This window comes from Pseudomonas sp. LBUM1674, from assembly GCF_059695635.1.
In genome coordinates this window covers 2,469,771-2,496,301 of record NZ_CP166779.1, presented here as the reverse complement: position 1 = coordinate 2,496,301, position 26,531 = coordinate 2,469,771, and the positions used below count along the sequence as shown (strand labels likewise).

General features: G+C 63.1%; 24 protein-coding genes. 4 read left to right on the top strand and 20 right to left on the bottom strand.

Annotation, left to right across the window (positions count from 1 at the left end):
• Positions 1 to 13: 13 nt before the first annotated feature.
• The 19 genes from ACA067_RS11630 to ACA067_RS11540 all read right to left on the bottom strand — a co-directional run bounded on the left by ACA067_RS11630 (position 14) and on the right by ACA067_RS11540 (position 21,458).
• Positions 14 to 436 carry a curli assembly protein CsgF gene (locus ACA067_RS11630; RefSeq protein ID WP_497461884.1) on the bottom strand — a complete coding sequence of 141 codons (423 nt, stop codon included), beginning with the start codon at positions 434 to 436 and terminating at the stop codon, positions 14 to 16.
• Positions 433 to 822 (bottom strand): curli production assembly/transport protein CsgE, encoded by a 390-nt coding sequence (gene csgE, locus ACA067_RS11625; RefSeq protein WP_497461883.1) that lies wholly within the window; start codon positions 820 to 822, stop codon positions 433 to 435. The genes ACA067_RS11630 and csgE overlap by 4 nt, the downstream gene beginning before the upstream one ends.
• Positions 819 to 1,355, bottom strand: coding sequence for a type II secretion system protein (locus tag ACA067_RS11620; RefSeq protein ID WP_497461882.1), 537 nt, complete (start codon positions 1,353 to 1,355; stop codon positions 819 to 821). Before ACA067_RS11620 ends, csgE begins: the two co-directional genes overlap by 4 nt.
• Positions 1,330 to 1,704 (bottom strand): type II secretion system protein, encoded by a 375-nt coding sequence (locus ACA067_RS11615; protein ID WP_064678369.1) that lies wholly within the window; start codon positions 1,702 to 1,704, stop codon positions 1,330 to 1,332. Before ACA067_RS11615 ends, ACA067_RS11620 begins: the two co-directional genes overlap by 26 nt.
• Positions 1,705 to 1,707: 3 nt before the next feature.
• Complete coding sequence (locus ACA067_RS11610; RefSeq protein ID WP_497461881.1) at positions 1,708 to 2,181, bottom strand: type II secretion system protein; 474 nt, start codon at positions 2,179 to 2,181, stop codon at positions 1,708 to 1,710.
• Positions 2,182 to 2,183: 2 nt separating this feature from the next.
• A complete protein-coding gene (locus ACA067_RS11605; protein WP_497461880.1) occupies positions 2,184 to 4,031 on the bottom strand; it encodes a secretin GspD/PilQ domain-containing protein in 1,848 nt (615 codons plus the stop codon).
• On the bottom strand, positions 4,028 to 4,546 hold the full coding sequence (locus ACA067_RS11600; RefSeq protein WP_497461879.1) for a hypothetical protein: 519 nt from the start codon (positions 4,544 to 4,546) through the stop codon (positions 4,028 to 4,030). Before ACA067_RS11600 ends, ACA067_RS11605 begins: the two co-directional genes overlap by 4 nt.
• Complete coding sequence (locus tag ACA067_RS11595) at positions 4,546 to 5,094, bottom strand: GspMb/PilO family protein (protein ID WP_497461878.1); 549 nt, start codon at positions 5,092 to 5,094, stop codon at positions 4,546 to 4,548. Before ACA067_RS11595 ends, ACA067_RS11600 begins: the two co-directional genes overlap by 1 nt.
• Entirely contained in the window at positions 5,081 to 5,626 is a 546-nt protein-coding gene (locus ACA067_RS11590) for a PilN domain-containing protein (RefSeq protein WP_497461877.1), read from the bottom strand. The genes ACA067_RS11595 and ACA067_RS11590 overlap by 14 nt, the downstream gene beginning before the upstream one ends.
• Position 5,627: 1 nt before the next feature.
• A complete protein-coding gene (locus tag ACA067_RS11585; RefSeq protein ID WP_497461876.1) occupies positions 5,628 to 6,431 on the bottom strand; it encodes a hypothetical protein in 804 nt (267 codons plus the stop codon).
• Positions 6,412 to 8,118: a GspE/PulE family protein gene (locus tag ACA067_RS11580; RefSeq protein ID WP_497461875.1), complete on the bottom strand. Its 1,707-nt coding sequence runs from the start codon at positions 8,116 to 8,118 to the stop codon at positions 6,412 to 6,414. The genes ACA067_RS11585 and ACA067_RS11580 overlap by 20 nt, the downstream gene beginning before the upstream one ends.
• Positions 8,119 to 8,187: 69 nt before the next feature.
• Positions 8,188 to 8,721 carry a response regulator gene (locus ACA067_RS11575; RefSeq protein WP_497461874.1) on the bottom strand — a complete coding sequence of 178 codons (534 nt, stop codon included), beginning with the start codon at positions 8,719 to 8,721 and terminating at the stop codon, positions 8,188 to 8,190.
• Between the two features lie 223 nt (positions 8,722 to 8,944).
• Complete coding sequence (locus ACA067_RS11570; protein WP_497461873.1) at positions 8,945 to 9,898, bottom strand: peptidylprolyl isomerase; 954 nt, start codon at positions 9,896 to 9,898, stop codon at positions 8,945 to 8,947.
• A 13-nt stretch (positions 9,899 to 9,911) separates the two neighbouring features.
• Positions 9,912 to 11,462: a cytochrome c/ABC transporter substrate-binding protein gene (locus tag ACA067_RS11565; RefSeq protein WP_497461872.1), complete on the bottom strand. Its 1,551-nt coding sequence runs from the start codon at positions 11,460 to 11,462 to the stop codon at positions 9,912 to 9,914.
• Between the two features lie 9 nt (positions 11,463 to 11,471).
• Positions 11,472 to 12,092: an SCO family protein gene (locus tag ACA067_RS11560; RefSeq protein WP_497461871.1), complete on the bottom strand. Its 621-nt coding sequence runs from the start codon at positions 12,090 to 12,092 to the stop codon at positions 11,472 to 11,474.
• The gene (locus tag ACA067_RS11555; protein WP_497461870.1) at positions 12,089 to 12,745 is read right to left on the bottom strand and encodes an SCO family protein; all 657 of its coding nucleotides are present in this window, start codon (positions 12,743 to 12,745) and stop codon (positions 12,089 to 12,091) included. Before ACA067_RS11555 ends, ACA067_RS11560 begins: the two co-directional genes overlap by 4 nt.
• A 12-nt stretch (positions 12,746 to 12,757) precedes the next feature.
• Positions 12,758 to 14,710, bottom strand: a complete 1,953-nt coding sequence (locus tag ACA067_RS11550; RefSeq protein WP_497461869.1) for a cytochrome D1 domain-containing protein — start codon at positions 14,708 to 14,710, stop codon at positions 12,758 to 12,760.
• 9 nt (positions 14,711 to 14,719) lie between these two features.
• A complete protein-coding gene (mnxG, locus tag ACA067_RS11545) occupies positions 14,720 to 20,551 on the bottom strand; it encodes a manganese-oxidizing multicopper oxidase MnxG (RefSeq protein ID WP_497461868.1) in 5,832 nt (1,943 codons plus the stop codon).
• 298 nt (positions 20,552 to 20,849) lie between these two features.
• Complete coding sequence (locus ACA067_RS11540) at positions 20,850 to 21,458, bottom strand: lytic transglycosylase domain-containing protein (RefSeq protein WP_497461867.1); 609 nt, start codon at positions 21,456 to 21,458, stop codon at positions 20,850 to 20,852.
• 195 nt (positions 21,459 to 21,653) lie between these two features.
• Here ACA067_RS11540 and gspG point away from each other — a divergent pair, with 195 nt between their 5' ends.
• Genes gspG through ACA067_RS11525 form a run of 3 tightly spaced genes read left to right on the top strand, consistent with a single transcriptional unit; the run spans position 21,654 to position 23,817 of the window.
• Positions 21,654 to 22,088, top strand: coding sequence for a type II secretion system major pseudopilin GspG (gene gspG / locus ACA067_RS11535; protein ID WP_339498844.1), 435 nt, complete (start codon positions 21,654 to 21,656; stop codon positions 22,086 to 22,088).
• A gap of 12 nt (positions 22,089 to 22,100) precedes the next feature.
• Positions 22,101 to 23,288, top strand: coding sequence for a type II secretion system F family protein (locus tag ACA067_RS11530; protein ID WP_497461866.1), 1,188 nt, complete (start codon positions 22,101 to 22,103; stop codon positions 23,286 to 23,288).
• Positions 23,289 to 23,316: 28 nt separating this feature from the next.
• Positions 23,317 to 23,817 (top strand): hypothetical protein, encoded by a 501-nt coding sequence (locus ACA067_RS11525; RefSeq protein ID WP_497461865.1) that lies wholly within the window; start codon positions 23,317 to 23,319, stop codon positions 23,815 to 23,817.
• Between the two features lie 149 nt (positions 23,818 to 23,966).
• Here ACA067_RS11525 and ACA067_RS11520 read toward each other — a convergent pair whose 3' ends face one another.
• The gene (locus ACA067_RS11520; protein ID WP_497461864.1) at positions 23,967 to 24,863 is read right to left on the bottom strand and encodes a LysR family transcriptional regulator; all 897 of its coding nucleotides are present in this window, start codon (positions 24,861 to 24,863) and stop codon (positions 23,967 to 23,969) included.
• Between the two features lie 182 nt (positions 24,864 to 25,045).
• Here ACA067_RS11520 and ACA067_RS11515 point away from each other — a divergent pair, with 182 nt between their 5' ends.
• On the top strand, positions 25,046 to 26,476 hold the full coding sequence (locus tag ACA067_RS11515) for a mechanosensitive ion channel domain-containing protein (protein WP_497461863.1): 1,431 nt from the start codon (positions 25,046 to 25,048) through the stop codon (positions 26,474 to 26,476).
• Positions 26,477 to 26,531: the final 55 nt, after the last annotated feature.

Genomic DNA, 26,531 nt, shown 5'->3' with positions numbered 1-26,531 from the left:
TGACCGAGTCCCCTCAAGGGGCCAGGCCATTCACCTGGATTTCCGAAATTTCACCGGTCGCTCGGTCAGTCACTTCAATAGTCAGTGCGCCGGAGTCGTCGATGACGTTGACGATAAAAGCGTCGGTGGACAGGCTCCCCGTGTTGCCGGTGGAGATGTTGTCCAGCAACTGCCCCAGCAACCGCGATTGCAACTGACTGCTGAAGCGCTCAAGGGCAGAAGTCCCGGCTATCGAGGCGCGGTCTTTCAAGTCCGGATCGTCGTGGTCGTTTTGCGCCTGGGCATTGTTGAGCAGCCAGGTCCCGTTCAACGGGTTGCCGCCGAACGACGGGTTGATCGGCGTGTAGACCAGCTCCGTGGCCTGGACCAGGCCGCCACTGGCGAACCCGAGCAGCCAGATTCCGGCGACGCGGTGCAACAACGTTTTGGTTTTCATAATTCGTCCCTCTCAAGGTCCGTGGTGTCCTGCAACAAGGCTTCCAGCTTGCGTTTGACGATCTGCCCGCGCACCCAGTCGGCGGCGTCGGACGCCTCCTCCTTGAGGTCCACGGTGTTCGGCGGCAGGAAGCGCCGATAAACCAAACGCTGTTGGTACTCCACCGTCACCAGGCTGCCCCAGCGTGCGGAAGGTCGTTCGCGTACCACCAGGTTGAAATCCATGGGGCTGGTGGCGCGCAGGCGCTCACTGAACGCGTAATAAAATTCGTGGCCGATGTGCGAGATGGTGTCATCGACGATAAAGCCCATCATTTCGTCCTCTTCGGTGGCCGCGGCAAACGGCGTCGCCAACAGGAGGATCAGGGCCAGGCAGAATCTGTTCATGGCATTACCCCTTGTGCAGACCTGGACGGACTTTTCGGCCCCGACGCGCCCTCGAGGAACGCCTTCTCGGCCACGAACTGCCAGTCCTTGTAACTGGCCATGCCGGTGAAGTCCGACCATTGACTGGGGAAATCCGCCTGTTTGAGCGGCGTGTCCGTGGAGGGGCTGTAGAGGCCGGTGATGCGCCCGTCGAAACCGCGCATCAGGCTCCATTCGCCGCCCCCGATCGGGTCCGGGTACAGCTGGCGAATATGGTGTTTGGCGTTGGGGAAACGTTCGTCCTGCAACAGGTCCGCCAGTTCTTTGGGGTACTGCGCCAGGCCGGGCGAACTGCGGTAATAGCTGCGCAAGGCCTGGGCGTACTGGGTACCGACCCAGAGCAACTGGCGTTCACGATCACGGCGCGAGGCGCTCGACCATAATTCGCCGGCACTGGCCAGGCCCATGCCCATCACCATGATCAGGAACAGCACCCCCAGGTAGGTGAAACCCGCCTCGTTCGAGGGCCTACCACTCGGCATAAAGGCTGCCATCACGGGCCCTCCCTGTAGCGCCGCTCTTGATATCGGCGACCCCGCCCGGCACCCCGTCCGGCGGTGCCACCAGGACCCACAGATCCTTGCGCTCGGCGATCGGGTCCATCGGCGGGTTGCGCAGGTAACGCTGCTCCACCAGTTGTTCGATGGAATCGGGGTAGCGCCCGGTGTCGCCGTAGTAGTGGTCCAGTGCCTCGCGCATCGCCGACAGGCTCTGGCGCAGGGTGGTCTCCTTCGAGGCTTCGAGGCTGTTGAAATAGCGTGGCAAGGCGATGGTCATCAGCGTCGCGATGATTGCCATGACCACCATCAGTTCCAGCAGGGTAAAACCCTTTTCCCGACGCATAAGTCACCACTCCCGGTAGGCGATGCCGTTGAGACCCTTGCCGCGCGCCTGGGAGTAGACGTCAAACACGTCTTCGCCCTCCCGCGGGCTTTGAGCCGTACTGTCATAGGCGCGCAAGCCCCAGCCGCCTTCGTCGTCGCGCTTGACCGGGGCCAGTGGGTCACGTGGCACACGGCGCAGAAAATAGAACTTGGCGCCCTTGGCGCTGCGTATATCGCGCACGCCATCCACCAGCACTTGCAGACTCGGTGGATAGCCACTGTTGTTCAGCGACTTCTCGATGTAACCGGCGTCGAAGGCGCGTTTGTAGGCGTCGATGGCATCGCGAATCTGGTACAGCGCCGTGCGCAGCTCCTGCTCCTTGCCCCGGCGCACCACCGTCTCGGTCAGCGGCGCGGCCATGCCGGCCAGCAGGCCGATCAGGGCCAGCGTCACCACGACTTCGATCAGGGTAAAACCACGTTGCGAGGCGTTCATGATCAAGGCTTCTCGATAACGACTTGGGTGGTGACCGCGACCGGCCGATCAATCGCCTGAGGCGCAACAGCCGACTCCAGCCGCCGGTCCGGCGCCTGGATGTGCATGCTGGTTTCGGTACCGGTGGGGAACTCCATGTCCGACGGGCTCTGGTACGGCAGGTTGCGCACGATCCGCGGGGTGATCGACAGCACCAGTTCCGACTTGCCGATGGTGTCCTTGTTGCTGCCGAACAAGCGGCCCAGACCAGGAATGTCACCAAGGCCGGGAATCTTGTTGCCGGTAGCGCCATGGTCGTTGCGCATCAGGCCGGCGAGGATCTGGGTTTCACCGTCATGCAGGCGCAGGGTGGTCTGGGCGTTGCGGGTGTCGACCTGCACCGGAATCGTGCCCTGGCGGGTTGGCTCCAGCGGGGTGGCGTTACTCACTTCCAGGGCGATCTTGATCGCCACTTCGTTGTTCAGGTGCACGGTCGGCTGCACTTCAAGTTTCAGACCGACATCCAGGTAAGTGACGCTTTCGGTGATGACCGGACCCTGGGTCGATGGCACCGAGGTGGCGCTGATGATCGGCACGCGCTGACCAATGTGGATGCGTGCCTGCTCGCGGTTGCTGACGCGAATCACCGGACTGGCCAGGGTGTTGATGTCGTTGTCCTGGGCGTTGATCTTGGCCTGGGGCGATGGATTGATGGTGATCCGGCCGGAGTTGATGCCTTTGAGCTGATCGAGCAAGGTCACTGCCGAACCGTCGCTGTTGACGATGCCGAAGGTGTTCGGCCATTGCAGGCCCAGGTCGAGAATCCGCTGGGTGGCGACTTCCATCACCTCCACTTCCAGCACCACTTCGGGGTTGGACTGGTCTTGCGATTGCAGGAGTTTCTCCGCCATGCGCACGGCGTCTTCGCTGTCGCGCATGGTCAGGGTATTGAGGCGTTCATCGACGAACACGTCGCGGGTCTTGAGCATGGTCTTGATCATGTTCAGCGCGGTGTTGGCATCGATGCTGGTCAGGTAGAAGGTGCGCATCACCAGCTCCTGATAATCCTTGACCTTCTGCGGCGAGTCCGGGTAGATCAGCAAGGTGTTTTCGTTCACCACTTTCTGGTGCAGTTGGTTCTGTTGCAGTAGCAATTCCACGGCGTCTTCGATGCGCACGTCTCGCACGAAGATGGTGGCTTTCATGTCCGGGCGCAGGTCCTTGTCGAAGATGAAATTCAAACCGGCGACCTGGGACAGCACTTCGAAAATCACCTTCAGGTTGGCGTCGCGAAACTCCAGGGTCACCGGCCGGTCCAGGCGGGTGCGCAACTGTGGATAGGGGATCACGTTGCGGCTCTGCACCACGCGGATATTGCCTTGCAGTTCCAGCGCGCCGTCATTTTGCGGATCGAGTTCGAGGATCTGTTTCACCTGGCGGTCGGCGCCGTAGATGTCGCCGCGACGCAGGTCGCCACGGGCCAGTTCGAGTTTGTCTTCCATGCTGCGCAGATAATCGAGCTGGCGCAGGGCATCCTGGGCGCGGCGGTTGTTGGGTTCAATGGTCAGCACCCGGCTATAGGCCATGCGTGCCGAGGCGAAATCCCGGCGTGCGCGATCGGTGTCGGCCTGGGTCAGCAGTGCCGTGATCGCCTTGGCTCGACCGCTGTTGAGGAGCAGGTGCAACTCGGTATCGCGAGGGTTCTCCCGCAGCCCTTCCTCGACCCGGGCGAGGCCGGCTTCGTACTGGCCCTGCTCGATCAGCTCGGACGCTTCCTTGTTGGCCACTTGCGCCGAACTGCATGCGATCAGCGCTGTGCACAGGCAAAGGCTCATCAGCGCTCCTATCGTATTACGGCATGATCTGTTCATTGCGTGCTCCCCACAGACAAGGTCTGGGACAAATGCAGAGGCAGGTAGATAAAGCTCAGTTCCACATCGGAAATGCCCTCGATCCGCCAGGTTTCGTCGATCACATCCCCTTTGCGCACGACGTATATTTTTTCGCCGTTCTGCAAAAACACTTGCAGGTCGGAACGGTCATCCAGCCTGCCGATGAACTGGAATGGCATCGGCGGTGCGCTGGGGGCTTGCACCACCTGGGTGACGTTGACGGGTTGTTCGGTGACGCTGGCAAGCGTCGGGGCAGCCTTCCAGCTGCGGGCGGCGAACAGGTCGCCAGCCGGGGTCAGGTCCTTGACGACCGCCGGTTTTTTAGCGTCCGACGCCGCTGGCAGTGCACCGCGGGTTTTGCGGGTACTCGAGGTGGACGCGGTGGCGACCGAGACGTCGACCTCCTCCGACGGCATGAAGTAATCGGGCAACCAGGTCAGCGCCGCCGCCACGCCGAAGAACGCCACCCAACCCACTGCGCGTTTGGTATTCATCATGACCTCGACAGGTAAAGGGTCATGCGGATCCGCCCGGTCAGGTCGGTGTCGGCGATTTTCTTGCGTTGGAACTCCACGTCCTCCACCACCACCGCCGGCAGCTGGCCGAGCAAGGCATGCAGGAAGCGCCGCAGTTGCGGGTAGCTGCCGCGCACCGGCAGCAGGATCTGATAGCGCGCCAGATGGGTCTTGGGGTCGATGCCCAGGGAATATTCACCGCGGGCCAAGGTGATGTGTTCCTGGGCCGCCAGCGCGTAGATCTTGTCGATGGCGACGGTGGCCTGGGGCTGGGACGGCAGCTTGCTGCGGAAGTCGTCGAGCTGACGTTGCGGCACCACCGGGGCGGCGACGCTGCCGTCTTCGACCCTGGCCAGGTACTCGCCGGCTTCGCGGGTCTGCTGATTGAGGGTTTGCAGCGCCTGCCAGTCCGGCATCAGGCCCAGCAGGCCATACATCAGTGCCAGCAGCAGCATTGCCAGCCCGGCCAGGCCGGGCACGCCCAGGCCTTGCAAGTACTCGTGGACGATCAATCTAGAGATTTGCATCACCGATCTCCCAGCTGGCCGACAGGTTGAATTGCACCGGTTGCTCCGGCGATTTGACGACGATTTCGTGGCTGAGCAGCGACACGTCGGACAGCTCGTCGCTGGCTTCGAGGCGCTGGTGAAACGCAAGCATGGCTTCCAGATCCCGCGCCTCGGCGCTGATCCGCACCTGGCCTTTGCGTGCATCCGGGGTCAGGGTCAGCAAAGCGATGTCATCCCGGGGCATGGTTTCGAGCATGGCGAACAGCCGTTCCCAGGGGCGACGCAGTTGCTGCGAGACCTTGCGCATCTCGGCCAGGTTCTGCGCCTGTTCGCGGGTCTCGGCCGGGGTCAGGCTGGTCTTGCTGCCGGTGTCGCCGGTGAGGACACGCTGGGCGGTCTGCAGATGGCCTTGCTGTTGCGCGGCCTGCTCACTGAGGTGCTGCTGGATGAAGAAGCAGCCCAGGGTCAGCACCAGGCCGCCGGCCAGCAGGCTCCAGCCCAATGGGCCCGAGCGGCGGTGTGGCTGGAAGTCAAGCATCAGGGCGCGCATGTCAGGCCACCGCCCGGGACATGACGTACAAGGCATCGCGTACGCCGGTCCGGTCTTCTTCGAGGGTGCGCAGCTGCACACCGGGTACGTCGGGCTGCACCTCGATACGCGCCGGCGCATGCAGGTAGACGCTCAATGGCCGTTCGCTGGTGGAGGCTTGCAACTGGCTTTCGCGACCGATCAACGCGGTCAGTGCGGCGTCGCTGTCGCCGGTGCCGACGGACTGCACCGCGGCCCAGCGCCCTTCCCGGGCCAGCAGCAACACACTGCGCACCGGCTCGGCCACCACGAACAGGAAGTCGCCGGCGTCGAGGCTTTTATCGAAGTGGTTGAAGGCCGCCATCAGGTACGGCTGCACCGAGCGCAAGCGCAGGCCGCGCTCGCTGACCAGACTGCGCAGGCGTGCCAGCAGGTCTTGCGGCAGCGCGCTGGCGATGCGGTCGTAGCCCGCAGGCTCGACCGACAGCACCAGGCTCCAGGGTTGGTTCGGTACGCCGTAGAGGTCTTCGAAACACAGTTGCGCGAATCCCTGCAGTTCATCAGGGCTGCTGATCTGGTCGCTCCAGGGCACCAGGCAAAAACGGCTGAAGTGCCCGGAAATCACCACGCTCAATTCGGCACCGGCCCGGGTATGTTCAGCCAGCAGACAGTCGAGGGTGTCCAGGGCCACGGCCCAGGCATGGAAGCCTTCGTCGATAAAGCCGACGCTGCCCAGCCATAGGGTTTCGTTGCCCTTGCGCTGGCCCAGGCCGACGCTGCTGGCGCCGAGCACGGCGACAAAACGATCACGAGACAAAAGTGACACGATTGATCTCCTCGAGCGTGGTCCGCCCCTCTTGAACCAGTTCCAGCGCCGACTCGCGCAACAGGCGCAAGCCACGTTTGCAAGCGTGTGCCTTGATTTTCGAGACGGGTTGGCGCTCGACGATCATCTGCCGCAGCTCGTCGTCCAGATGCAGCAGCTCGGCGATCGCTGTACGCCCGCGGTAACCGGTACCCCGGCAATGGCCGCAGCCTTTGCCATGGACGAAGTGGTAATGATCGACCTGCTGCGGATCGAGTCCGCTGAGGCGCAGTTCTTCATCGGTCGGGTTGCTCGGCGCGCTGCAACTGGCGCACACCAGGCGGATCAGCCGTTGGGCCAGCACCGCGTTGAGCGCCGAGACCAGGCTGTAAGGGTCGATTTCCATCTGGGTGAAGCGGCCGATCACATCGAATACGTTGTTGGCGTGAATGGTGGTGAACACCAGGTGCCCGGTGAGCGCCGACTGCACCGCGATCTGCGCGGTGTCGGGGTCGCGGATTTCACCGACCATGATCTTGTCCGGGTCATGGCGCAGGATCGAGCGCAGACCACGGGCGAAGGTCAGGCCTTTCTTTTCGTTGACCGGGATTTGCAGCACGCCGGGCAGTTGATATTCCACCGGGTCTTCGATGGTGATGATCTTGTCCACGCCGTGGTTGATCTCGGTGATCATCGCGTAGAGGGTGGTGGTCTTGCCGCTGCCGGTGGGACCGGTGACCAGCACCATGCCGTAGGGTTCGGCGGCCAGCCGGCGCAGCTGGCGCAGGGTGTGTTCTTCAAAGCCCAGGGCCTGCAACTGCACGCCGCTGACCTTGTCCGCCAGGTCCTGTTTGTCCAGCACCCGCAGTACCGCGTCCTCACCGAAAATGCTCGGCATGATCGAGACCCGGAAGTCGATCTGCCGGCCGCTGATGCCGATCTTGAAACGACCGTCCTGGGGCACGCGTTTTTCGCCGATGTCCAGTTCGGCCATGACCTTGACCCGGGAAATCACTTGTTCGGCAAACTCGCTGCCCTGGATCTTGCTGATGTTGTTCAGCACCCCATCGATGCGGTACTTGATCACCAGGCCGCTGCCGGTGGTGCCCAGGTGGATGTCACTGGCGTGCATTTTCAGCGCGTCGTACAGGGTCGAATTGACCAGCTTGACCACCACGCTGGCGTCTTCGCTGATGCTGGTCAGGGACAGGCTTTGCAGGGTATCGATTTCGATGTTGGCGTTGGCCTGGGCGTTGAGCGATTCCACCGCGTGGAAGCTCTCTTCGTGGCGCGCCAGGTAGGCTTTCAGGTCGTCGGCGTGCACCAGGTACAGCGGCGCGCCATGCAGGCAGTCGTCGATCCAGGCCAGGCGCGAGGTATCGAAGGGGTCGGCAAACACACCGATGACCGCATCCGCGTGACGCAGCAGGATGAATTCGCGCTTGAGGCATTGGGCCAGGGTGACCCGGTCGAACACCGGGGTGGCTTGAAACAGGCTGTCGGTGTCGAGCACCGGATAATGCAGGGTCGCGCCGAGGCACTGGATGAAGGGCATGGGGGCCAGTTCGCACAGCACCCCCAGGGCTTCCAGTACCCGCTCGCCGGAACTGCTGGCCCGCGCCCGGGCCTGGGCCAGTTGCTCACTGGAAAAACGAGACGGTACACAGTCCAACAGCGCCGGTTCGACGGCAAGGGATAGACGGTCCATGGCATGCTCTCCAACGCCGGGGGCTTTGAGCCCTGTCGACGCGGCGAGCCATTACAGCTTGTCGCGCCACTACTCCCCGGTGAGCAATTGTCCGTCGTCTGGTGCCGTGGAAGTCGATGGAATTCGTCGACGATCTGCCAGCACCCAACTGCCGTCGTACAACTGCAGCGGGAAACTTTCGGTCCTGCTCTGGCGTCGTTCGACAAAACCTTCGGAGCTGCTCATGCCTGTATTGGGTTCGCGCTCCATGCCCAGAAGATCGCAGACTGCCCGGGCCAGTTCCGCCAATGGAAAGGGTTTGAACAGGATGTGACTGACTCCGAGTTGCCGGGCCCGCTCACAGACTTCAGCGGTCGGGTGCCCTGTGATCAGTACAAAATGACAATTCCTGTTCCGGCGGACAGCATCGAGCACCTCAAAGCCTTCCATATCGGGCAAGCGGTAATCGAACACCATCACATCGGGTGCAAACCGTTCGGCTTCACCGATACCCGTCGCACCGTCATGTGCAATCCGGACGTCCAGCGCTTGCGCCTGAAGGTAATCCTTGAGGTTTTCGGCAAGGAGCTGTTCGTCTTCGACAACCAGTACTTTGTTTAACAAGGTCGACTCCTTGAAACCGCAGGTCCGATGTTCCAGCCCTGGGAGTGCGTCCCTTGACAGGACTAACGCACACTTCATGCCAGGCTGGGCGCCGGTATTATTATCTCTTCATGTCCTTGAATTTGAAGACAATGCCCTATCGTCCAGTACCCCTTCCCCCCAAAGGCGGGGAAGTGCATGGATTGGCACTGAAGCTCTTTCCCCACAGTTGGGGGGTAAACCTTCAATCATCGTCAATCCGCTCGATTCGATTACTGGAACGTAACTGCGCCAGAACGTCTCGACGAGCCTGAGCCTGTTGTTGCCGGGCAAGGTACGCCCGGACCATCTCAAGCCCTTGCTCCTCTGAGACATCGGTCGCCTCCTGGTGGTTCTGCACATAGATCAGATGCCAGCCGACCGCCGTACGCACTGGCGTACTGACGGCTCCCGGTGCCAGGGCGAACGCCGCCGCTTCGAATGCCGGCAACATGCGCCCCCGTGGAAAATAGCCCAGGTCCCCGCCTTCGCTGGCGGATGCATCTTCGGAACCGGCCCGGGCCACGCTGGCAAAATCCTCGCCCTGACTGATTTTTACCCGCATCTGCTCCAAGCGTAGTCGCGCGGCTGCAACTGTGGAAGGGTCGGCCCCCTGCGCCACCTTGATCAGGATATGCCGGGCCTGGACTTCCTCGGGCCGGCTCATCTCGGCGCGATGCTCTTCATAGAAGGTACGGACCTGCTTTTCGTCCGGCCCGGCGACCTGGGTCAGGTCGGCAAACACCTGACGGGCGGCGAGTTCACGGCGGGTGTATTCGATATAACCGGCTTCGTCGAAGCCGGCGTCTTCCAGGCGCCGGGCGAATTTATCGGCATCGCCGATGGCCTGCCGGGTCTGGTCGACCTGGCTGTGCACCGTGGCATCGCTGATCACCACCCCGCGCTTGACCGCTTCCTGCCACAGCAACTCGCGATCGATCAGTGCGTCGAGGGCGGCCTGACGCAATTGCTTGTAGGCCTTGGGATTGCGAATGCTGCCCACTGCCCGGCCCTGATCCTCCAGGTACTCGGCGAAATAACGCTCCAGGCGCCATTCGGAAATTTCCTCGCCGTTGACCCGGGCGGCGGCCGGGCCGTTGCCGCAAAACGCCACGGGCACCCACATCGCCAGCAGGATCAGCACAGTGTTGAGTTTCATCATCGACCTCCGGTCAGGGCGTGGCGGCAATGGGTTTGTAGGGTGCCACCAGATAGAAGCGCTGGCCGGGCAGGTCGACGGTAACGATGTGCGCGCCGCTCAAGCCCAGGCGGCGCCCCGGACCGAAGCTGATCCGCGGGGTCAGCCCGGTCTCGAAGTCATGCAGGCCTTCCAGGGCGCTGATGAGCTTCTCGCGGCTGGCATCGCGCCCGGCCTGCTTCATGCCCTCGCTGAACAGCAGCATCGAACTGAACGCGCCGACTTGCAGCACCGCGTGCTGACCGCCGAGCCCCTGGTGCTCGCGCATTCGGGTCAGCGCCAGGCGTCCGGCCAGCGTCCAGTCAGTGGGCACGAACGGATAGGCCAGAAACACCCGCCGGGAAAAACCGCTGGGCACTTGCAACAGATCGCCGGCCACCTGGTTCGACGCGGCGAACAGGTAAGGCACCTGCCCCGCGGTCTGCAAGCGTGCGGCGAGGCGACTGAAACCGCCGCCGCTGCCCAGGTAGAACACCGAGCGCGAGCCCAGTGGCAACTCATCCTGCGCCGGGCCGTAGGCTTGCAGCCGGACTTTTTGCCAGGCGTGATCCTGCAGATACTGGCCGAGGTTCTGCGCCGCCAGCCGTTGCCCGGGCTCGTCCGGAAAGGTGATCAGCGTCGGTCCCTGAAGTACTCGCAAACTGTCGGTGGCGTAATCGGCCAGGGCGATCAGTTGTTCACGCAAACCCGGCAGCGGCTCGAAAATCTGCCGACTGGCCTGGGCCGTCCCCTGCAGCGACAGCGGCCCGATCAGCGGGATACCGGCCCGTTCCAGGCGTGCAGCCAGGTCCGAGTCCAGTGCCGGGACCAGGGGCGCGATCAACGCAAACACCTGCTCCTGATCGATCAATTGGTCCAGCGCCTGCTCGGCACTGGCGCGGTCCGGACCCGGGTCGACAATCGTCAGGTACAACTGCCGGCCATGAATCCCGCCCGTTTCGTTGATGCGCGCCACGCTGCCCCTGAGCACCGCGGCCACCGTGGCGCCCTCCTCGCTCAACGGTCCCTCGCGTGGCAACAACGTGCCCAGGTACAGCGTGGCGGCGGTCAGGCCCGGGTCGCGGTCATCGGCCAGGCGTTTGAGGTAGGCCGTGAGATTGCGCTGATCATTCATCGACAACACAAACCGCGGCATCGCCGGATCGAGCCGATTGTTGCCGGGATCGCGCCCTTCCTGAATCGCCCGCGCCAACAGGCCTTCGGTGTACGCCGGATAGTCACGGCCATTGATTTGCTGCTGGCCATAGCGGCTGGTAAGCCGCGACCAGCTCAGGTCCGGCGGCCGCACCCCGCCTTCCGGTCGCCCCTCGCCGTCGGTGCCATGGCAGTTGGCGCACGGCAGGCTGCTGGCCGGCAGCAATATATTCGCCGCGCCGACCCGGGCCATGACCGGCTCACCACTGCCCGACACCCCCTCGCGATACAACCGTTTACCGGCGCTTTCGCTGGGGCTCAGGGCCTGCCCATGGGCGACGAGGCTGATGCCGCCGAGCAGTAGCAGGCCGAGGATGAGTGAGGTCTTCATGGCGCGGGCTCAACGACCGGCCACGGGCATTGTCAGCAACTGCAAGCGCTGGGCAATGGCGGCGGCCGGGGCATCGGGACGGATCTTGCTCCAGCGCTTGTTGGCCACGTCCCCGACGATCAACTGGGTGGAATGCTGCTCGGGGCTCGGCAGGATCTGGCCGATGCGGCTCAATACAAGGTCGATCTGCGCCTTGTCACCGGTAAGAAAAAGCCAGTGGGGCCCATCGACGCCCTGCTTCAAGGTGTAAGCCTTGAGTACCGCCGGGGTGTCCCGCAGCGGATCACTGGTAAGGGAGATAAAGGTGATGCCATCGGCCTTGTCACCCAGCACCTCGCGAACCTCCTTGAGTTTGCGGGTGATCAGCGGGCAGGCATCGTTGCAGCTGGTGAAAATCACGTTGAGCAGCACCACACGGTTCTGCAACGCGTCGCTGTAGAAGCGCAGGGTGTTGCCGTTCTGGTCCAGCAGCGGCGTGTCGGTGAACCAGGTCTGCGCATCGCGCGTGCCGCCAGCCGGTTGCGCAGCGGCCACCGCAGGCGCGGCGCTCGCGTGCCCTTCGTGGGAGAACGCCCTATCGCTGCTTACGCAAAAGCCCATCGTCAGGAGAATCAAGGCGAGCGCTTTCATGGGTGACGCTCCATGGCAATGGCGGTGTGCTTGGTACGCGTGTTGCGCTGGCCGCTGAGTTTTTCCACTTCTCGGCTTAACACGGCCGGGTCGGTGAAACCGTAGTAACGAGTCCAGTTGCGGCTATTGCCGTCACCCACCAGGATCAATGGCTGATGGTTTTTGAAATCGCCGCTGAAGCTGCCGAGGCCCTTGAGGGTATCGTTGACCGACTGCGCACTTCCCGTGAGCCAGCTCCAGCCCGGACCGTTCTGGAAGGTGCGGGCGTAGTCGTTCAGGCGTTTGGCGTCATCTCGCTGCGGATCGATACTGATGGAGACCAACTGCACTTCGGTGCCGACCCGGGCGCCGAGCTGTTTCTGCACCTTGGCCATGATCGAGGACACCACCGGGCAGACCGTGGTGCAACTGGTGTAGATGAAGCTCATGACCACGATCTTGTCGGTCACCAGGTCCTTTTCCAGACGCACTGCCTTACCGTTCTGGTCCACCAGGGCCACGTCGGCGAACTTGACCTGGGCGCTTTCCGAGCTGGCGCTTTGGGCCGGCATTTCGTGGCCGGCGTGCTCATCCGCCGAGTGGGCCAGGGCCTGAGCGATACCCGCGGCCAACAGGCAGAACGTCAACAGTCCACGGTGTGCGAATCGGTTCATGTCAGTTTCCTCTTAGTGGGCATCGCCGGGCAGGACCCGAACGCTGGCAAACGTCTTGTCGTCGAAACTCGCGCCCAGGGAGGCTGCGCGCACGTGCAGGTACCAGGCGCCGTTCTGGTCGAGGGTCACCGGCGCTTCATAAATTCCGTTGCCCACCTCCAGGGCAGCGACCTCCTGAGCGCGTGACGTCGGGGCGCGGAAGTAGCGCACCTGAACGTCCTTCACGCCACTGCGCTGGACCTTCTGTTTGCCCTGCACGATGCGAAAGCGCACCACGTAAGGACTGCCGAGTGCCGCCGTTGCCTTGTCGAGCATGAACTCCACCTTCGGCATGCCCGGGTGATGGTCGAGGGTTTTGTCCGGCTCGACCAACGCCGTGAAGCAATGGATGATGTTCGGCTGGTTGAGCAGGAAGGCCACGTCAAACCGCCCGGCGTCCGGCAGTTTGATCCGTGCGCTGTACAACCCCGGCTCCACTTCGCGCAGGCTGCGGTCGATGACCAGCGCCGCACGGGCCACTTGGCCGCGATTGGGGTAACCGGACATCGGCGCATTCATGCCTTCAGCATAGAAGTAAGTGGTGTTGTCCACCGGATTGACCACGAACACCGCGTTGTCGTCCCGCGACACCGCCAGGCTCGACGCCAGCGGCAAGTCACCGGCCAGGCGCGGTGCCTGCGGCCCCGCCTCGAAACCCTGGCTGATCGGCTTGCGGCCTTCACCCAGGGACGACAGGTTGATCATCGTCACCTTGGCCGAGGCCAGTCCGCGAATGTAGGCATAGGCCTTGGTGAACACCACTTGATAGGGTTCGGCGGACACCTCCAGCTCATGGATCAACGAATCGGTGGCGGCGTCGATCACCGCGGCCTGGTTCTCCAGGGTGTTGAGCACGATGCCGAAACGTCCGTCGGCGCTGAATCCCATCGGGCCCAGGCCCTGCTGCAACTTGATTACCCGCCGCACCGCCAGGCTGGCGCTATCGACCACGGTCACTGTGCCGTCCTTGCCGTCGCTGACATACACCGCCTGGGACAGCGACGAGTACGCGACCGATAACGGGTGCGAACCGGTCTTCAATTGTTTGCTGATGGTCAGGCTGGCAATGTCGATGATGCTCAACGTGCCGTCGTCGCGGTTGGTGACGAAGGCATGACGGCTGTCCTTGCTGAACGTGATTTCGTGATGCCCGGCACCGGTGGCCAGGTGTTTGAGGACCTTGAGGCTTTGGGTGTCGATCACCGTGACCCCGGATTCCTCGGCGGTCCTGGCGTTGTTGCCGACCCACAGCAGGCGTTCGTCCGGCTGCAACGCCAACCGCACCGGGTTGCTGCCGGCGGCTACCGAGTCGATCAACTTGAATTGCTCGCTGTCGATCACCGCCACTTCCCCGGCAGTGGGCATCGACACGAATACGCGCTTGTTGTCACGGGGCGTCACCCAGTCCATCGGCGGCTGCTTGATATCGATCCGGGCCATGGTGCTGGTGATCCCGCCCACCGATACCGAAGGGTCGACCACCGAGACGCTGGCATCGCGGTTCATCACCAGCAGGAAGTAGCTGTTCAGGTCGAGCAGCGGCCGTGCACCGATGCTCGATTTCAGGAATACCCCGACCCGGGATTTGCAGCTTTGCTCACGACCCTGGGCCTGGTCGGCGGCGACGGCTTCCGGATCGAGCCAGGCACCAGGGGCGACGCCCGACAGTGGCTGACCCGACGCGCTGTCAGTGACCCGAAAGCGCACGTCGGCGAACTCACCCTCGCGCAGCACACCGTTCCCGGCCAGCGGTTTCACCTCAAACGCCACCGTCACCCCATCACGCACCAGCGTGTTTTTGCTCCAGGTCTTCGGCACCGCCGCCTCGCTGAGCATCACCGGCTGCCACGCTCGCCATACGCCCAGCCAGATCAGCGCCAACCCTACAAGCAGCGCCCAAATGGCGACTATGATGGTCCTGTTCATATCGTTCTCCTACGGGGCCGGTGCCGGTTCTGGTTCGTTGGTTACCCGCAGCAATCCCCAAAGCCCGGCGGTGTTGCCGTAGGCGCCGTAGTCACGGAACAGGTAGTCGCCCGGTATCGCATTGCTGCCCCCGGCGCTCGGGTGCATGAAGCTGAAGTGCGCCGCCGGCAGGATGCTTTCGCGGGCGCCGATGTACATCGACATCGGGTTGTAGCCGAACCGCACCGATCCCACCCCTGGTGTACTCATCGGGTAACCGCCGGGATCGCTCTTCTCCGACTGGAACGGGTTGACCGACCAGACGTGACCGTCAAGCTGGAAGGTCGTACCGCGGCTGCCACCGGTGGGCATCATGATGTGGGTGCGGAACGGTTGCCCCGGCTTCACGTACAGCACCGGCGTTTGCGGATCGCCTCCCACCAGCGCGTTGCTGTAGGCCATGTGCGCATTGGGCACATCACCATAACCATGGCCATCGGCATGCCCGAATGGCGCATCCGGTGCCAACCCGAAGCGGAACCACAGCGGCTCGGCCCTGTAGTTGATGGCCATGCTCGAGTTGTCCTGCGGATCGGTCGGCACACCCAGGCCTTCGGCGGCAATGCCTTCCACCGGCCGGCCGCTGGCCCAGCGGATGTTCAGGGCTTTCTGCCAGACCATCGCAAAATCGCGGTAGGTGGTTTGCCCCGGTGCGGTGACCGTGGCCGTCACTTTGCGCGCATCGTCAACCCAGGTCGCCCCGATCGGCAGAATGCTCATCGCCCCGCCCAAGCCTTTCTGCGGCTGTTTGATGACGTCCGCCGGGGTGAAATTCAACCCGCCGAACTCCACCGCCGTGGCGTTGATGTTGTCGACATTGCGGCCCAGTTGCGTGATCGGCTTGCCCTCACGTTCCAGGTGCCCGGCGTAGTACTGATAGGTACGCGTCGGGTATGCGCCAACAGTGCCCACCCGCGGTGGCACGGTCTGGATCGGGTTGGCGCCGACGTTGGCGCCGTCGGACTTGGTGATGTCGTACGCCAACAGTTGCGCGTGCAGGCCAACGTGGCTCGACGGCCGCATCAGGTTGTTGCTGAAGGTGGTCACGCCCAGGCCGCTGTTGCGATCGCGCTTGACCATGCCTTGCATCACCGCGGTCTGGGTCAGGTCCGGCATGATCAGGGGCAGACGGTTTTCCAGGGTGATGTTGATGCAATCACCGGCCGCCGCGCGCAGTACCAGCGGTTCGACAGACACGCCGGGCTTGAGCTTGCCGGTGATCGGGTCGAGGTCGCCCTTGCGCACATACAGGATCGCCGTCGGGTCATGCAGCGGCCCGCTTTGCCCGCCGATGGTGAAGGTCTCACCGTCTTCGGGATCGGTCACGGTAACCTGTGGAATGCTCACGGTCCGAGAGTTGAACACCAGGGTGCCGCCCGCCGGATTCAACGGCCCGCCGACGTGTTGCCCGAGCCCGGCCGGATCGCCGATGGCCAGGTTCAGCGGGTTGCGCAGAATGTCGTTGGCCAGCGCCGCGACCACTTCATAGTTGCGTTGCACGGTCGGCCGGGTACCGATGCCATTCGGGTTGGCACCGTACCGTGGACAGATGCCATCGAACGCTACCGTGTTGCGCATACCGGCCGGTTTCGGGTTGTTCGGCAGCGCGAACAGATCACTGCGCTGGGCCGTGTAGTTGCGCATCACGCCCCAGATCCCGCTCCAGTAACCTTCCAGGGAGGCGTCCATCGAGTACAGGTAGTCACCCGTGGTCGCGGCCGAGCTGGACATCATCGACACCGGTGCATTGAAGCCCAACTGCTCGGAAATCCCGACCATCTGCGACGAGCGCCAGCCCGAGTTGGAGCTGTTGCCGAACCCGGAACCGCTCTGCAGCCATTTCACGCCGTGCAGGGTCACGTTGTGCTCTTCTTCGTGACCGCCGGCATGCACCCGCAGCCGCACGTTGTCACCGGTGTAGGTGCGCAGCATCGGGGTGAACGGGTCACCCGGCTCCGCGCCGCCACGGTTGATGTGTGGCGGGAACAGCGTGGTGCCGCCGGTGGGGCCGGTAGCCGCGGTGACCAGGTTCGGCGCCAGGTTCATCGCCGGGATCGCACGGTCGGTACGGCTTTGCATGGCATACGCCAGGTCGCCGCCGAGGCCGTTGGCCTGCATGCCGCGCTTGCCGTCCGGGCCGACCTTGTTCGGGTCGTACACCCGCAGGGCCAGCGGTTCGTTGCGGTAATTGACCACAAACATGCCGGGGTCATCGACCGAGATCGCCTGTGGGCATGGTCGGCTTGGGCAACCGGGAACCTGCCCGCCTTGCACTTCGACAATCCCTTCCAGCAGGTTGCTGGCGTTATTGCGCACCGGCGGGTTGATCGCGTAGCGGAAGCTGTCCGCTGTGGCCGGGAAGGCTTGCGGATTGGGCACGCCATTCGGGCCGGCGCCGACATACACACCGGCTTCATAGGCGTGCTGGAAGTCGCTGTACTCAAGGAAGAACTCACGGAAGCTGTCGTTCTTGCCGTCGCCGTCCACGTCGCCGGTGGACACCACCGCTTGCCACGAAGTGGGTCCGCCGTCCTGCCGCGCACCGCTGTATAACGGCTCGCCGGTTTCGGCATGGAACCAGGTGGAGCCGGCAGGTTCGGCCAGTACCGTGGCGTACAGACCAATCTGTTGGTGAGTCGATGGGCCTAAGTGGTCGTGGGTAAAAATGGTCCCCAGGCCACGGTCGACACCTTTGGCGTTCACCACCGGATCGACGAACCAGCGCTGCATCGCCGTCCGCGCGCCGACCCAGTCGGCCCGGCCGTATTGGCCGAAGAACGGGTGCGCCTTGGCTTTCGGACAGGCCGGTGTGCCGTCACGCGGGTCGGTGCCTGCGCACTGGTTGAACTGGCGAATGGCGTGGATGCGTTCCTGCACGGCACCTGGGGAAAGCACGCCGTCTTCGTAGTTCCAGCCGTTGGCCGAACCATCGGCGGCGGTCAGGTCCCATTTCGGCAGGTGGATGTGCTGGCCGATCACGTCGGTTGGCGTGCGCACCTGATAGTCGTCCATTTCATAGGTGGCCGGCACCAGGTTGGTTTGCTGGTACTGCACGCAGTCGAAGGTGTTCATGCGCATCACCAGCGGCTCTGGTGGGCGCTGCTTGGTGATCACCGGCCAGGCGTCTTCCCATAGCGCCAGGATGCGTGCTTGCGGGAAGTGGTAGCCGACCTTGTTGTACACCGCGTCGAACTGGATGTTCGCGGCTTTATAGACCCGTGGACGGTCGGCCGTGAAGGTCGAAGAACCGGTGTAGGACATGCCGTCAACCCGTTCACCGCTATTGAACTCGCCGGTGCCGGCGCTGCTGGTCAAGCGTTTTTGCCGGTCATCCATGCACGGTTCGTAATAGGGTGCGCCCGCGATCGGCAAGGCGCCGTTGGTGCGGAAGTTGCGCGCCACCACCTGCTTGCCCGGCAGCACGGCAAAGCTGGGGTGGTCTTTTTTGGCGTGGAACGCCATGGCCGCCTGTTCGACTTCGGTGCCCTCTTCCGGCATGTAGATGGGTTTGGCACGGGTCACTTCCTTGGAGAAATCCAGGGAGGTGGTAATGGTGTGCGCCTCGCCACCGGCGGAGAAGCCATCCAGGGAATGGCGCCCCAGGCCGCCGTCCCAGCCACCGGACTGAGCCGGGTCGAGGTTGGCCCACAAGGCGTTGCCGCTGGTCTTCAAGGACTGAGCCTTGGCTGCGTCGAGCATGTCCAGCGGTGGGGTCGGTGGGCGTTGGCCGACCGACGTTTCCATGCCGCCGATCCAGAACGGGTAGCCCGGGTTTTTCAGGCTGCCGTCGGCATTGCGGTTGGCTTCACTGCGATCCACCAGGGCCAGGGAACCGATGGCTTGAGCGCCGCCGCTGCCGCCGTGGTGTTCGCCGTCGTCATCCTCCTCGTCATCATCGTCATCGCCACCGGCCACCAGGGTTTCGCCGATTTTCGGCACCACCGCGACCTTGCCCGGCATCGGTGCCATGGCTTTGCCCGGTAGCGGTACCACAGCTGGAATCGGTGTACCGGCAACGATCTCGCCATCGGGCAAGGCCCGTGCGCCAGCCGCCGGTTTACCGCTGCGCAGGGCGTAAGGTTCACTGTGATAACCGTCTTGCCCTTGTTGCGAGACTTCCAGGCGGGTGCCTTCTTCGAACACGTCATGCACCCGCCACATGCTCCACATGCCCTGGGCAAAGTGCGGGTAGAAGTGGCAGTGATAGATCGCATCGCCGGCTACGCGGTTGCGGTTGCCCGAACCACCGTTGGCGATTTCATAGGTGTAGCCGGCGCCCGGGCCGATGCCCTGTGCGTCCACATAATCGGAGTTGTCGTCGTTGGGGTTGAACAACCACTGATGGCCGTGCAGGTGGAAAATATGCTGCTCGTGGCCATTGTGGGTGTTGCGGAATTTGACGAAGTCACCGATGTAACTGTGGTTGACGTTGGACGGCTCGGACGGATACAGCGCCATGGTCGCCTTGACCCCGATCTGATCGGCGCGCGGAGTTTGACCAGGAAGAATGCCTTCCAGACCTGCGTTGGCCGGCACATCCACCAGCATCGCCACATCGCCGACGGTGTGGGAGCTGAGGAAGAACTCTTCGTAGGCGCAGGACAGGCAGTCGTGCATCGGCCCGACACCCAAACGGTTGGCCACCACTTCGGCCCCCATGCCGCCGGAGCCGTAGTTGATCATGAACGAGTCGCGGGTCGGCTCCAGCACGTGGGCCATCACCGGGTCTGCCCAGTAAGCGGGGAACGCCTGGGTCGCGGCGGTTTCATCCTGGAACTGCGAAGCAAAATCGCGGAACGGCTCCAGGCGATTGGGGATCGCCGGGTTGCGTTTGCCGATGGCTTCCAGCGGGTAGGTCGAAGGCGGGAAGCTGCCATCGGCGTTGCTGCCCATCACGACCGCGTCGCTCTCGCTGGAAATGATTTCATTGCCGTCGACCATATTGATGATCGGCGTGCCGGCCTTGCCTTCACGGATCCACGGCTCGCGCTGTGGGTACCGCGCCTGGTAGTCGACGATCGGCTGGCCGGCCGGGGTGCGGCCGGCGCTGGCCAGGCGCATTTCTTCTTCGGTCACGGTATTGCGATAAGTACGTCCGCCCTTGGGCACCACCACCACCTGGCCAAACAGGCCGTTGGCCACGTTGCCCGCATCCCCTTCGCCACCGAAGGTCGCGCCGCGGCTGCTGGCGGCGAATGCGCCTTCGCGCTCGGCGTACAAGGTGTAGGAACGGCTGGCACCTGGAGCAATCAAGGTATTGGCGTTGCGCCCGGTATAGGACGCAATGTCGTTAATGCTGTTGACCGCCTGCATGCCGTTGACCTGGAAGCCGACGTGACGGTCCTTGACCTGCTCGTCGACCTTGAAGTTGTCTTCGTTACCGATTTCAACCTCGCCTTCCTCGCCCTCTTCTTCCTCACCGTCATCGTGCGAACCGGGGTTGGCCTGGTAGGCCAGCAAGTTCTGCAGGTTGATGGTCAGGCAGTCCCCCGCCGCGACGCGCAGCACCAGCGGCCGCGGACGCTTGTCCGGCCGCAGCGAGACCTTGCCCGGCACCGCCGCCCCGCCCTGGGCCAGGGACCGGTCATGGTCGTCGACCACGTCGCGGCGCAAGGCGAACATCATGCCGTTGACGTTCTGCGCGCCGAGGCGGTTGAACATCAGTGGCTGATCCAGTGCCACGACGTTGGCCACCAGATTGCGTTCGCAGCGCAGCGCCGCTTCGGCCACCCCGATGCCAAGCATCGACGCCACCAACAGCAGCAATTTGAATAAGGACTGGGCGTGGGGTATGCCGGTCATGATCACGGGCCTCGCTGGGGGGTGCTCGCAGGGAATATTTCTCGACAAGTCCCTTGGAGCAATCCGCATGCCATAATTATTATTGTTGTTTATCAGTTAGTTACAGATGGCATTTGATCAGTCGGGGGATATTCCCCACCCATTCCCCCTTTCCGGGTAGAGGGCTAGCTTCCAAGATCAAAAGATCGCAGCCTCCGGCAGCTCCTACCGGGTGTACACCGACCGAAATGTAGGAGCTGCCGAAGGCTGCGATCTTTTGATCTTCAAAGCGTTACCCCACTAATGGGGAATCCCCCAATCACAACGGCGCATCCACGGCCAGGCCCTGCAAGCGTCGGTACTGACGCAATACGCTCGGCACATAACGCTGGGTTTCGGCGAACGGCGGGATCACCCCGCCACGGCTGAGCACCGCTTGCGGCCCGGCGTTGTAGGCCGCCACGGCGAGGCTGATGTCATTGTCGAAGAGGGTCATCAGGCGCTTGAGATAACGGGCGCCGCCCTGGATATTGGCCTTGGGGTCGTAGACATCGGTCACACCCATTTCCCGGGCGGTGTCGGGCATCAGTTGCATCAGCCCGCCGGCGCCCTTGGGTGAGGTGGCGCCGGAGTTGTAGCTGGACTCGGTCTGGATCACGGCATGCAACAGCGCCGCCGGCAGATGATTGGCCGTGGCCGCTGCGGAGACCAGCTCGGCATAGGGTTGCCGGGCAATCATCTGCGGTTGCCGGTCAATGCTGACCTGGGCGGATTCAGGCTCATGAATCACCCGTTCATAGGTGCGACCGGGACGGTGAACATTGGACAAAACGTAACTGCCATTGGCGTCCACGGACACGAACACATCGGCCTGTACGACGCCGGGCTGCATCAGCAGCCCGAGCAGTCCCATGGTGAGTGTTTTCATTGTTCTGCCTCCCCTGAGCGGCCCCGAAAAATGGGGGTATTGCCCCAATGGCCGGTCTTACACCTGCCATACGCAAGCACTGTGCCGGAAGCGAGAAGGCCCGTGATCCGGGGGTTGCAGCAGGATGTCCGGGCATGAGCATGGCAATTGCATAAGCCGTCATGGCGACCCTTCTGCCCACTGTGTGAGGTCATCATGAATCAGCGTCTGTGTTCTGCCCCGCGAACTCAAAGCGGGTTCACCCTGCTCGAACTGTTGGTGGTGCTGGTGGTGCTCGGGCTGTTGGCCGGCATCGTCGCGCCGAAGTATTTCGCCCAGCTGGGGCGTTCCGAAGTGAAGGTGGCCAAGGCGCAAATCGAGGGCCTGGGCAAGGCCCTGGATCTGTACCGGCTGGAGGTCGGCCATTACCCGTCAACCGAACAGGGTTTGCAGGCGCTGGTCACCGCGCCGAGCGATGAGACCCGCTGGACCGGTCCTTATTTGCAGAAAAAACTGCCGCAGGATCCGTGGGGCCGTAACTACACCTACCGCCACCCCGGCGAGAACGGCGAGTACGACCTGCTGTCCATGGGCAAGGACGGCCAACCCGGCGGCGAAGGCGAAAACGCCGAAGTCACCAGCTGGCAATGACGAGGGACGAACATGCGCTTTCACCTCAAGGCCGTGGGCAAGGCTGGCGTGGTCTCGATGACAGTCGAGGCCCCCGGCCACAGCGAAGCCCGGCGCATCGTCGAAGACCAGGGCTTGCGGGTGGTGAGCCTGCACGTCGAACGGCATTGGCGGGCATTGCGCCTGCACAAGCGCGAGACGTTCAACCTGGTGCTGTTCAGCCAGGAACTGACCACCTTGCTCAATGCCGGCCTGCCGTTGATCGATGCGCTGGAAAGCCTGGCGGAAAAAGAGCATGCGCCCCAGGCCCGCAAGACCTTGAGCGAACTGGTACGCCTGCTGTATGAAGGCAAGTCGTTCTCCCAGGCCCTTGGGCAATTGTCGGCAGTGTTCCCGCCGCTCTATGTCGCGCTGGTGCAATCCAGTGAAAAAACCGGCGCCGTGGGCGATGCCCTCGGCCGGTATGTCAGCTATCGCCAGCGCATGGACGAGGTTCGACAGAAGATCGTCAGCGCGTCGATCTACCCCCTGCTGTTGCTGGTGGTGGGCGGCGGCGTGGTGTTGTTCCTGATGGGCTACGTGGTGCCGCGTTTCAGCCTGGTGTTCGAAGGCCTGGGCTCGAACCTGCCGTGGCTGTCGCAGATCCTGATGAGCGGCGGAATGTTCCTGCACGCCCACCAGGGTGAATTCTTCGGCGCCTTGGCGGCGATCATCGTCGCTCTCGCCTTCCTCCAGCGCCAACCGGCTTTTCGCCGGGGCCTGGACCGGGTCATTGAAAAACTCCCGGCGGTCCATCAACGCATCTTCATGTACGAACTGGCGCGCTTTTACCGCTCCCTGGGAATCCTGCTGCAAGGCGGCATCCCCCTCGTCACCGCCATGGGCATGGTCCGCGGCCTGCTGACTGTCGCCTCGCGCGCGCGCCTGGACCAGGCCTGCGAACGGGTGCGCGAAGGACAATCACTGTCGGCCGCGCTGGAGCTCAATCACCTGGTGACGCCAGTATCCCTGCGCCTGCTGCGCGCCGGCGAACAGTCCGGCAACCTCGGGCAAATGATGGAACGCAGCGCCGACTTCTACGACGAAGAAATCAGCCGCTGGATCGAATGGTTCGTGCGGTTGTTCGAACCCTTGCTCATGACCTTCATCGGCTTGCTGATCGGGGTCATCGTGATCCTGATGTACATCCCGATTTTCGAATTGGCCTCGAGTATTCACTGATACACCCGACAACAAGACGGAGATCGATATGCACATGAAAAAGCTGTTGCTTGCAGTGGCTATAGGCGCAGTTCTGTCTGCGTCCACCGTATGGATGCCGGACGGATTGTCCGGTGTATCGAGTGCTCAGGCCAAGGATGGTGGTGGGGGTGGTGGGGGGGGTGGTGGTGGCGGCGGCGGCGGCGGCGGCGGCGGTGGCGGTGGCGGCGGCGGCGGCGGCCACGGAGGTGGTGGTGGAAGCAGTGGAAGCGGTAATGGCGGTGGTCACGGTGGCAGCGGCAGTGGCGGCAATAGCGGTAGCGGTCACAGCGGCGGCGACCACAGCGGCAGCGACCATGGCTCGGGGCATTCGGGCAACTCCGCCTCCTCCTCCGGTCGCAGTGGCACGCATACCGAACGGGGTGATGATCATGGGGTTCATCGTTCAGGAGAAGTTGGCGATGACCACGGCGTTCATCGTTCAGGCGAAGTTGGCGACGATCACGGTGTGCATGTCGGTGGTGAGCCAGGCGATGATAAAAGGTCCTGACACACACTAATCACATAAGCCCCGCAGCACCCTGTGGGAGCGAGACCGGCTTGCCGGCGAAAGCGCAGTGTCAGACAACATCAATGCCGGAAGACACTCCGCCTTCGCCGGCAAGCCGGTCTCGCTCCCACATTGGAAAGTGCTTTGTTCTATAAAATATCGTCCGCCCGATCCAGGCGCTCGCGCAAGAACTCGATCAACGCCTGCACCGGCCTCGACCCCTGGCGATGCTGCGGATACACCGCCGACAACGTCAGCGGCTCCGGGCGAAAGTCATCCAGCACCGGCACCAGCCTGCCATCCTTCAACGCCGAACCGACAATAAACGTTGGCAAGTAGGTAATCCCCATCCCGGCAATCGCCGCATCCCTGAGCAACTCCCCGTTGTTGACCCGCATCCGCCCGGTGACGTTGACCGCCAGCGGCTTGCCCTGCCCTGCGAAACGCCACTGCACCTGGCGACCATGGCCATAGGGCAGGCAGTCATGGTTGTGCAGGTCTTCGGGCTTGCGCGGCGTGCCGCGTTCGGCCAGGTAAGCAGGGCTTGCGCAGTACACGCGCTGGATGGAAGCGATGCGACGGGCGATCAGCGTCGAGTCTTCCAGAATGCCGATGCGCAGGGCCAGGTCGTAGCCCTCACCGAGCAAGTCCACAGGCCTGTCGCTCAAGTCCACTTCCACCGTGACGTCTTGGTAACGCTGCAAGAACAGCGGCAGCAGACAGCCCAGGTGCGCCAATGCGAACGACAATGGCGCACTCACGCGAATAGTGCCCCGCGGCTCGGTGGTCTGGCCGGCGATACCCTGCTCCACCTGCTCCACTTCACCGAGCAGGCGCAAGGCCGATTCGTAGTAACTCTGCCCCAGGGGAGTGACGTCCAGGCGCCGGGTAGACCGGTTGAGCAAGCGCACGCCAAGGCGCTCTTCGAGCTGCATCAGCCGCCGGCTGACGAATTGCTTGGACAGACCCAATTGATCGGCGGCGGCAGTGAAGCTGCCCGAGTCCATGACCTGGCAAAAAATACGCATGTCTTCGAAGGGGTTCATTGTCACGTCCTGGTTGACAGTCATACACTTTATAGCCGCTTTTTCCCTTCTCATCACCCTATTAATCTGTGTCCTGGCCGATGCAAATTTTGTGAGTGCTGCGCACTCAAGCGGGAGCAAACTCCCTCGCCACGAAAAGCGCTTCCACCTGATAAGCCACCACATTACCGCCGGAGTTTCCCATGCCCTTCCTCCTTGCTCACCTGCTGTCCTGGAGCGCGCTGCTGCTGGTGATCGATGCCCTGCTCTGGCACATCGCCCCCTTCAAACATCGGATCATGCGCGTCGGAGTGCGTCTGGCACTGTTTCTGATTTTCAGCGCGCTCATCATCAACGCTGGCGTCAGCCCGTTGCAGGCGCCGCTGTTTGCCGACGACCGCGCGGCCCAACTGGGCGCCACGGCGCTGGGGATTCTCTGGTGGCTGTACGCCGCGCGGGTGCTCACCGAAGTCATCGGCCTGGTGCTGATGCGCCGTATCGGTCACAGCGGTCGCCTGCTCCAGGATGTCATCGGCGCACTGGTATTCCTTATCGCCATCGTCGCGGCGGCCGGCTATGTGCTTGAGCTGCCGGTGAAAGGCCTGCTGGCGACGTCCGGGGTGGTGGCGATCGTGGTCGGCCTGGCATTGCAAAGCACCTTGAGTGATGTATTTTCCGGCATCGTGCTCAACACCACCAAGCCCTACCAGGTGGATGACTGGATAACGATCGACGGCGTGGAAGGCAAGGTGCTGGACATCGACTGGCGCGCCACCCACCTGCTGACCAGTGCCGGCAGCACGGCGGTGGTGCCGAACTCGGTGGCGGCCAAGGCGAAGATCGTCAACTTGAGTCGGCCAAGCAATATGCACGGCGTGTCGATCAGCATTCAGGTGCCCAACCACATTCGTCCCCGTCGGGTGCTGGATGCGCTCGATCGTACGCTTCAGGGCAGCAGCAGTCTGCTGCTCAACCCGGCACCGAAAGCAGTGCTCAAGGAAGCCGGCGAAAGCATGTCCGAATACGTGGCCAGCGGCTTTATCACCGAGCTGGGCAAGAAAAGCGAAGTGCGCAATCAACTGTTCGACCTGGCGCATCGACACCTGGAAGCGGCGGGCATTTCCCGGCAGCCCGACGGCGTGATTGAACCTTCGACCCGCGCCCGGGCATTGCTCGATGAAGTGAAAGTCTTCCGTTCCCTGAGCGAAGATGAACGCGATCAAATGGCCCGGTCCATGGTCGCGCAGCAGTACGCGGCCGGTCAGGTGGTGCTGGAACTGGGCGAAGTGCCGGACAGCCTGATGGTCATCGCCACCGGCGTGGTCAGCGCGACCGTGCCCGATGGCAGCGGGCACATTGAAGCCGGCCGGATGGGGCCGAGCGAGGTCATGGGCGAACAGAGCATCCTGGCCGATACACCGTCGCAGGCGACGTTCACGACGTTGACCTCGTGCATCATTTACCGGATCGATAAATCGCTGACCCGCAACTGCATGGAACAGCGCGCTGAAGTAGGCCGGGCATTGAACAAGTTACAGGCGGTTCGGCAACAGAACAGTCGGTTGGCGTTGTTGGCCAAGCCGGTGCCGATCAAGAAAGGTGGTTTTCTGGGGTGGTTGCACAAGCGTGTGTAGGAGCGAGCTTGCTCGCGAAAAACCATCTGACGCCCTGGTCTCCCAGGTACAGCGC

Bases quoted from the DNA above. Each gene is read 5' to 3' on its own strand.
- ACA067_RS11580 (WP_497461875.1), bottom strand. From the start codon at position 8,118: ATGGACCGTCTATCCCTTGCCGTCGAACCGGCGCTGTTGGACTGTGTA.
- ACA067_RS11630 (WP_497461884.1), bottom strand. From the start codon at position 436: ATGAAAACCAAAACGTTGTTGCACCGCGTCGCCGGAATCTGGCTGCTC.
- ACA067_RS11600 (WP_497461879.1), bottom strand. From the start codon at position 4,546: ATGAATACCAAACGCGCAGTGGGTTGGGTGGCGTTCTTCGGCGTGGCG.
- ACA067_RS11525 (WP_497461865.1), top strand. From the start codon at position 23,317: ATGCACATGAAAAAGCTGTTGCTTGCAGTGGCTATAGGCGCAGTTCTG.
- mnxG (WP_497461868.1), bottom strand. From the start codon at position 20,551: ATGACCGGCATACCCCACGCCCAGTCCTTATTCAAATTGCTGCTGTTG.
- ACA067_RS11540 (WP_497461867.1), bottom strand. From the start codon at position 21,458: ATGAAAACACTCACCATGGGACTGCTCGGGCTGCTGATGCAGCCCGGC.
- ACA067_RS11610 (WP_497461881.1), bottom strand. From the start codon at position 2,181: ATGAACGCCTCGCAACGTGGTTTTACCCTGATCGAAGTCGTGGTGACG.
- ACA067_RS11530 (WP_497461866.1), top strand. From the start codon at position 22,101: ATGCGCTTTCACCTCAAGGCCGTGGGCAAGGCTGGCGTGGTCTCGATG.
- gspG (WP_339498844.1), top strand. From the start codon at position 21,654: ATGAATCAGCGTCTGTGTTCTGCCCCGCGAACTCAAAGCGGGTTCACC.
- ACA067_RS11550 (WP_497461869.1), bottom strand. From the start codon at position 14,710: ATGAACAGGACCATCATAGTCGCCATTTGGGCGCTGCTTGTAGGGTTG.
- ACA067_RS11595 (WP_497461878.1), bottom strand. From the start codon at position 5,094: ATGCAAATCTCTAGATTGATCGTCCACGAGTACTTGCAAGGCCTGGGC.
- csgE (WP_497461883.1), bottom strand. From the start codon at position 822: ATGAACAGATTCTGCCTGGCCCTGATCCTCCTGTTGGCGACGCCGTTT.
- ACA067_RS11615 (WP_064678369.1), bottom strand. From the start codon at position 1,704: ATGCGTCGGGAAAAGGGTTTTACCCTGCTGGAACTGATGGTGGTCATG.
- ACA067_RS11565 (WP_497461872.1), bottom strand. From the start codon at position 11,462: ATGAAGACCTCACTCATCCTCGGCCTGCTACTGCTCGGCGGCATCAGC.
- ACA067_RS11570 (WP_497461873.1), bottom strand. From the start codon at position 9,898: ATGAAACTCAACACTGTGCTGATCCTGCTGGCGATGTGGGTGCCCGTG.
- ACA067_RS11620 (WP_497461882.1), bottom strand. From the start codon at position 1,355: ATGGCAGCCTTTATGCCGAGTGGTAGGCCCTCGAACGAGGCGGGTTTC.
- ACA067_RS11515 (WP_497461863.1), top strand. From the start codon at position 25,046: ATGCCCTTCCTCCTTGCTCACCTGCTGTCCTGGAGCGCGCTGCTGCTG.
- ACA067_RS11560 (WP_497461871.1), bottom strand. From the start codon at position 12,092: ATGAAAGCGCTCGCCTTGATTCTCCTGACGATGGGCTTTTGCGTAAGC.
- ACA067_RS11555 (WP_497461870.1), bottom strand. From the start codon at position 12,745: ATGAACCGATTCGCACACCGTGGACTGTTGACGTTCTGCCTGTTGGCC.
- ACA067_RS11605 (WP_497461880.1), bottom strand. From the start codon at position 4,031: ATGAACAGATCATGCCGTAATACGATAGGAGCGCTGATGAGCCTTTGC.
- ACA067_RS11590 (WP_497461877.1), bottom strand. From the start codon at position 5,626: ATGCGCGCCCTGATGCTTGACTTCCAGCCACACCGCCGCTCGGGCCCA.
- ACA067_RS11520 (WP_497461864.1), bottom strand. From the start codon at position 24,863: ATGAACCCCTTCGAAGACATGCGTATTTTTTGCCAGGTCATGGACTCG.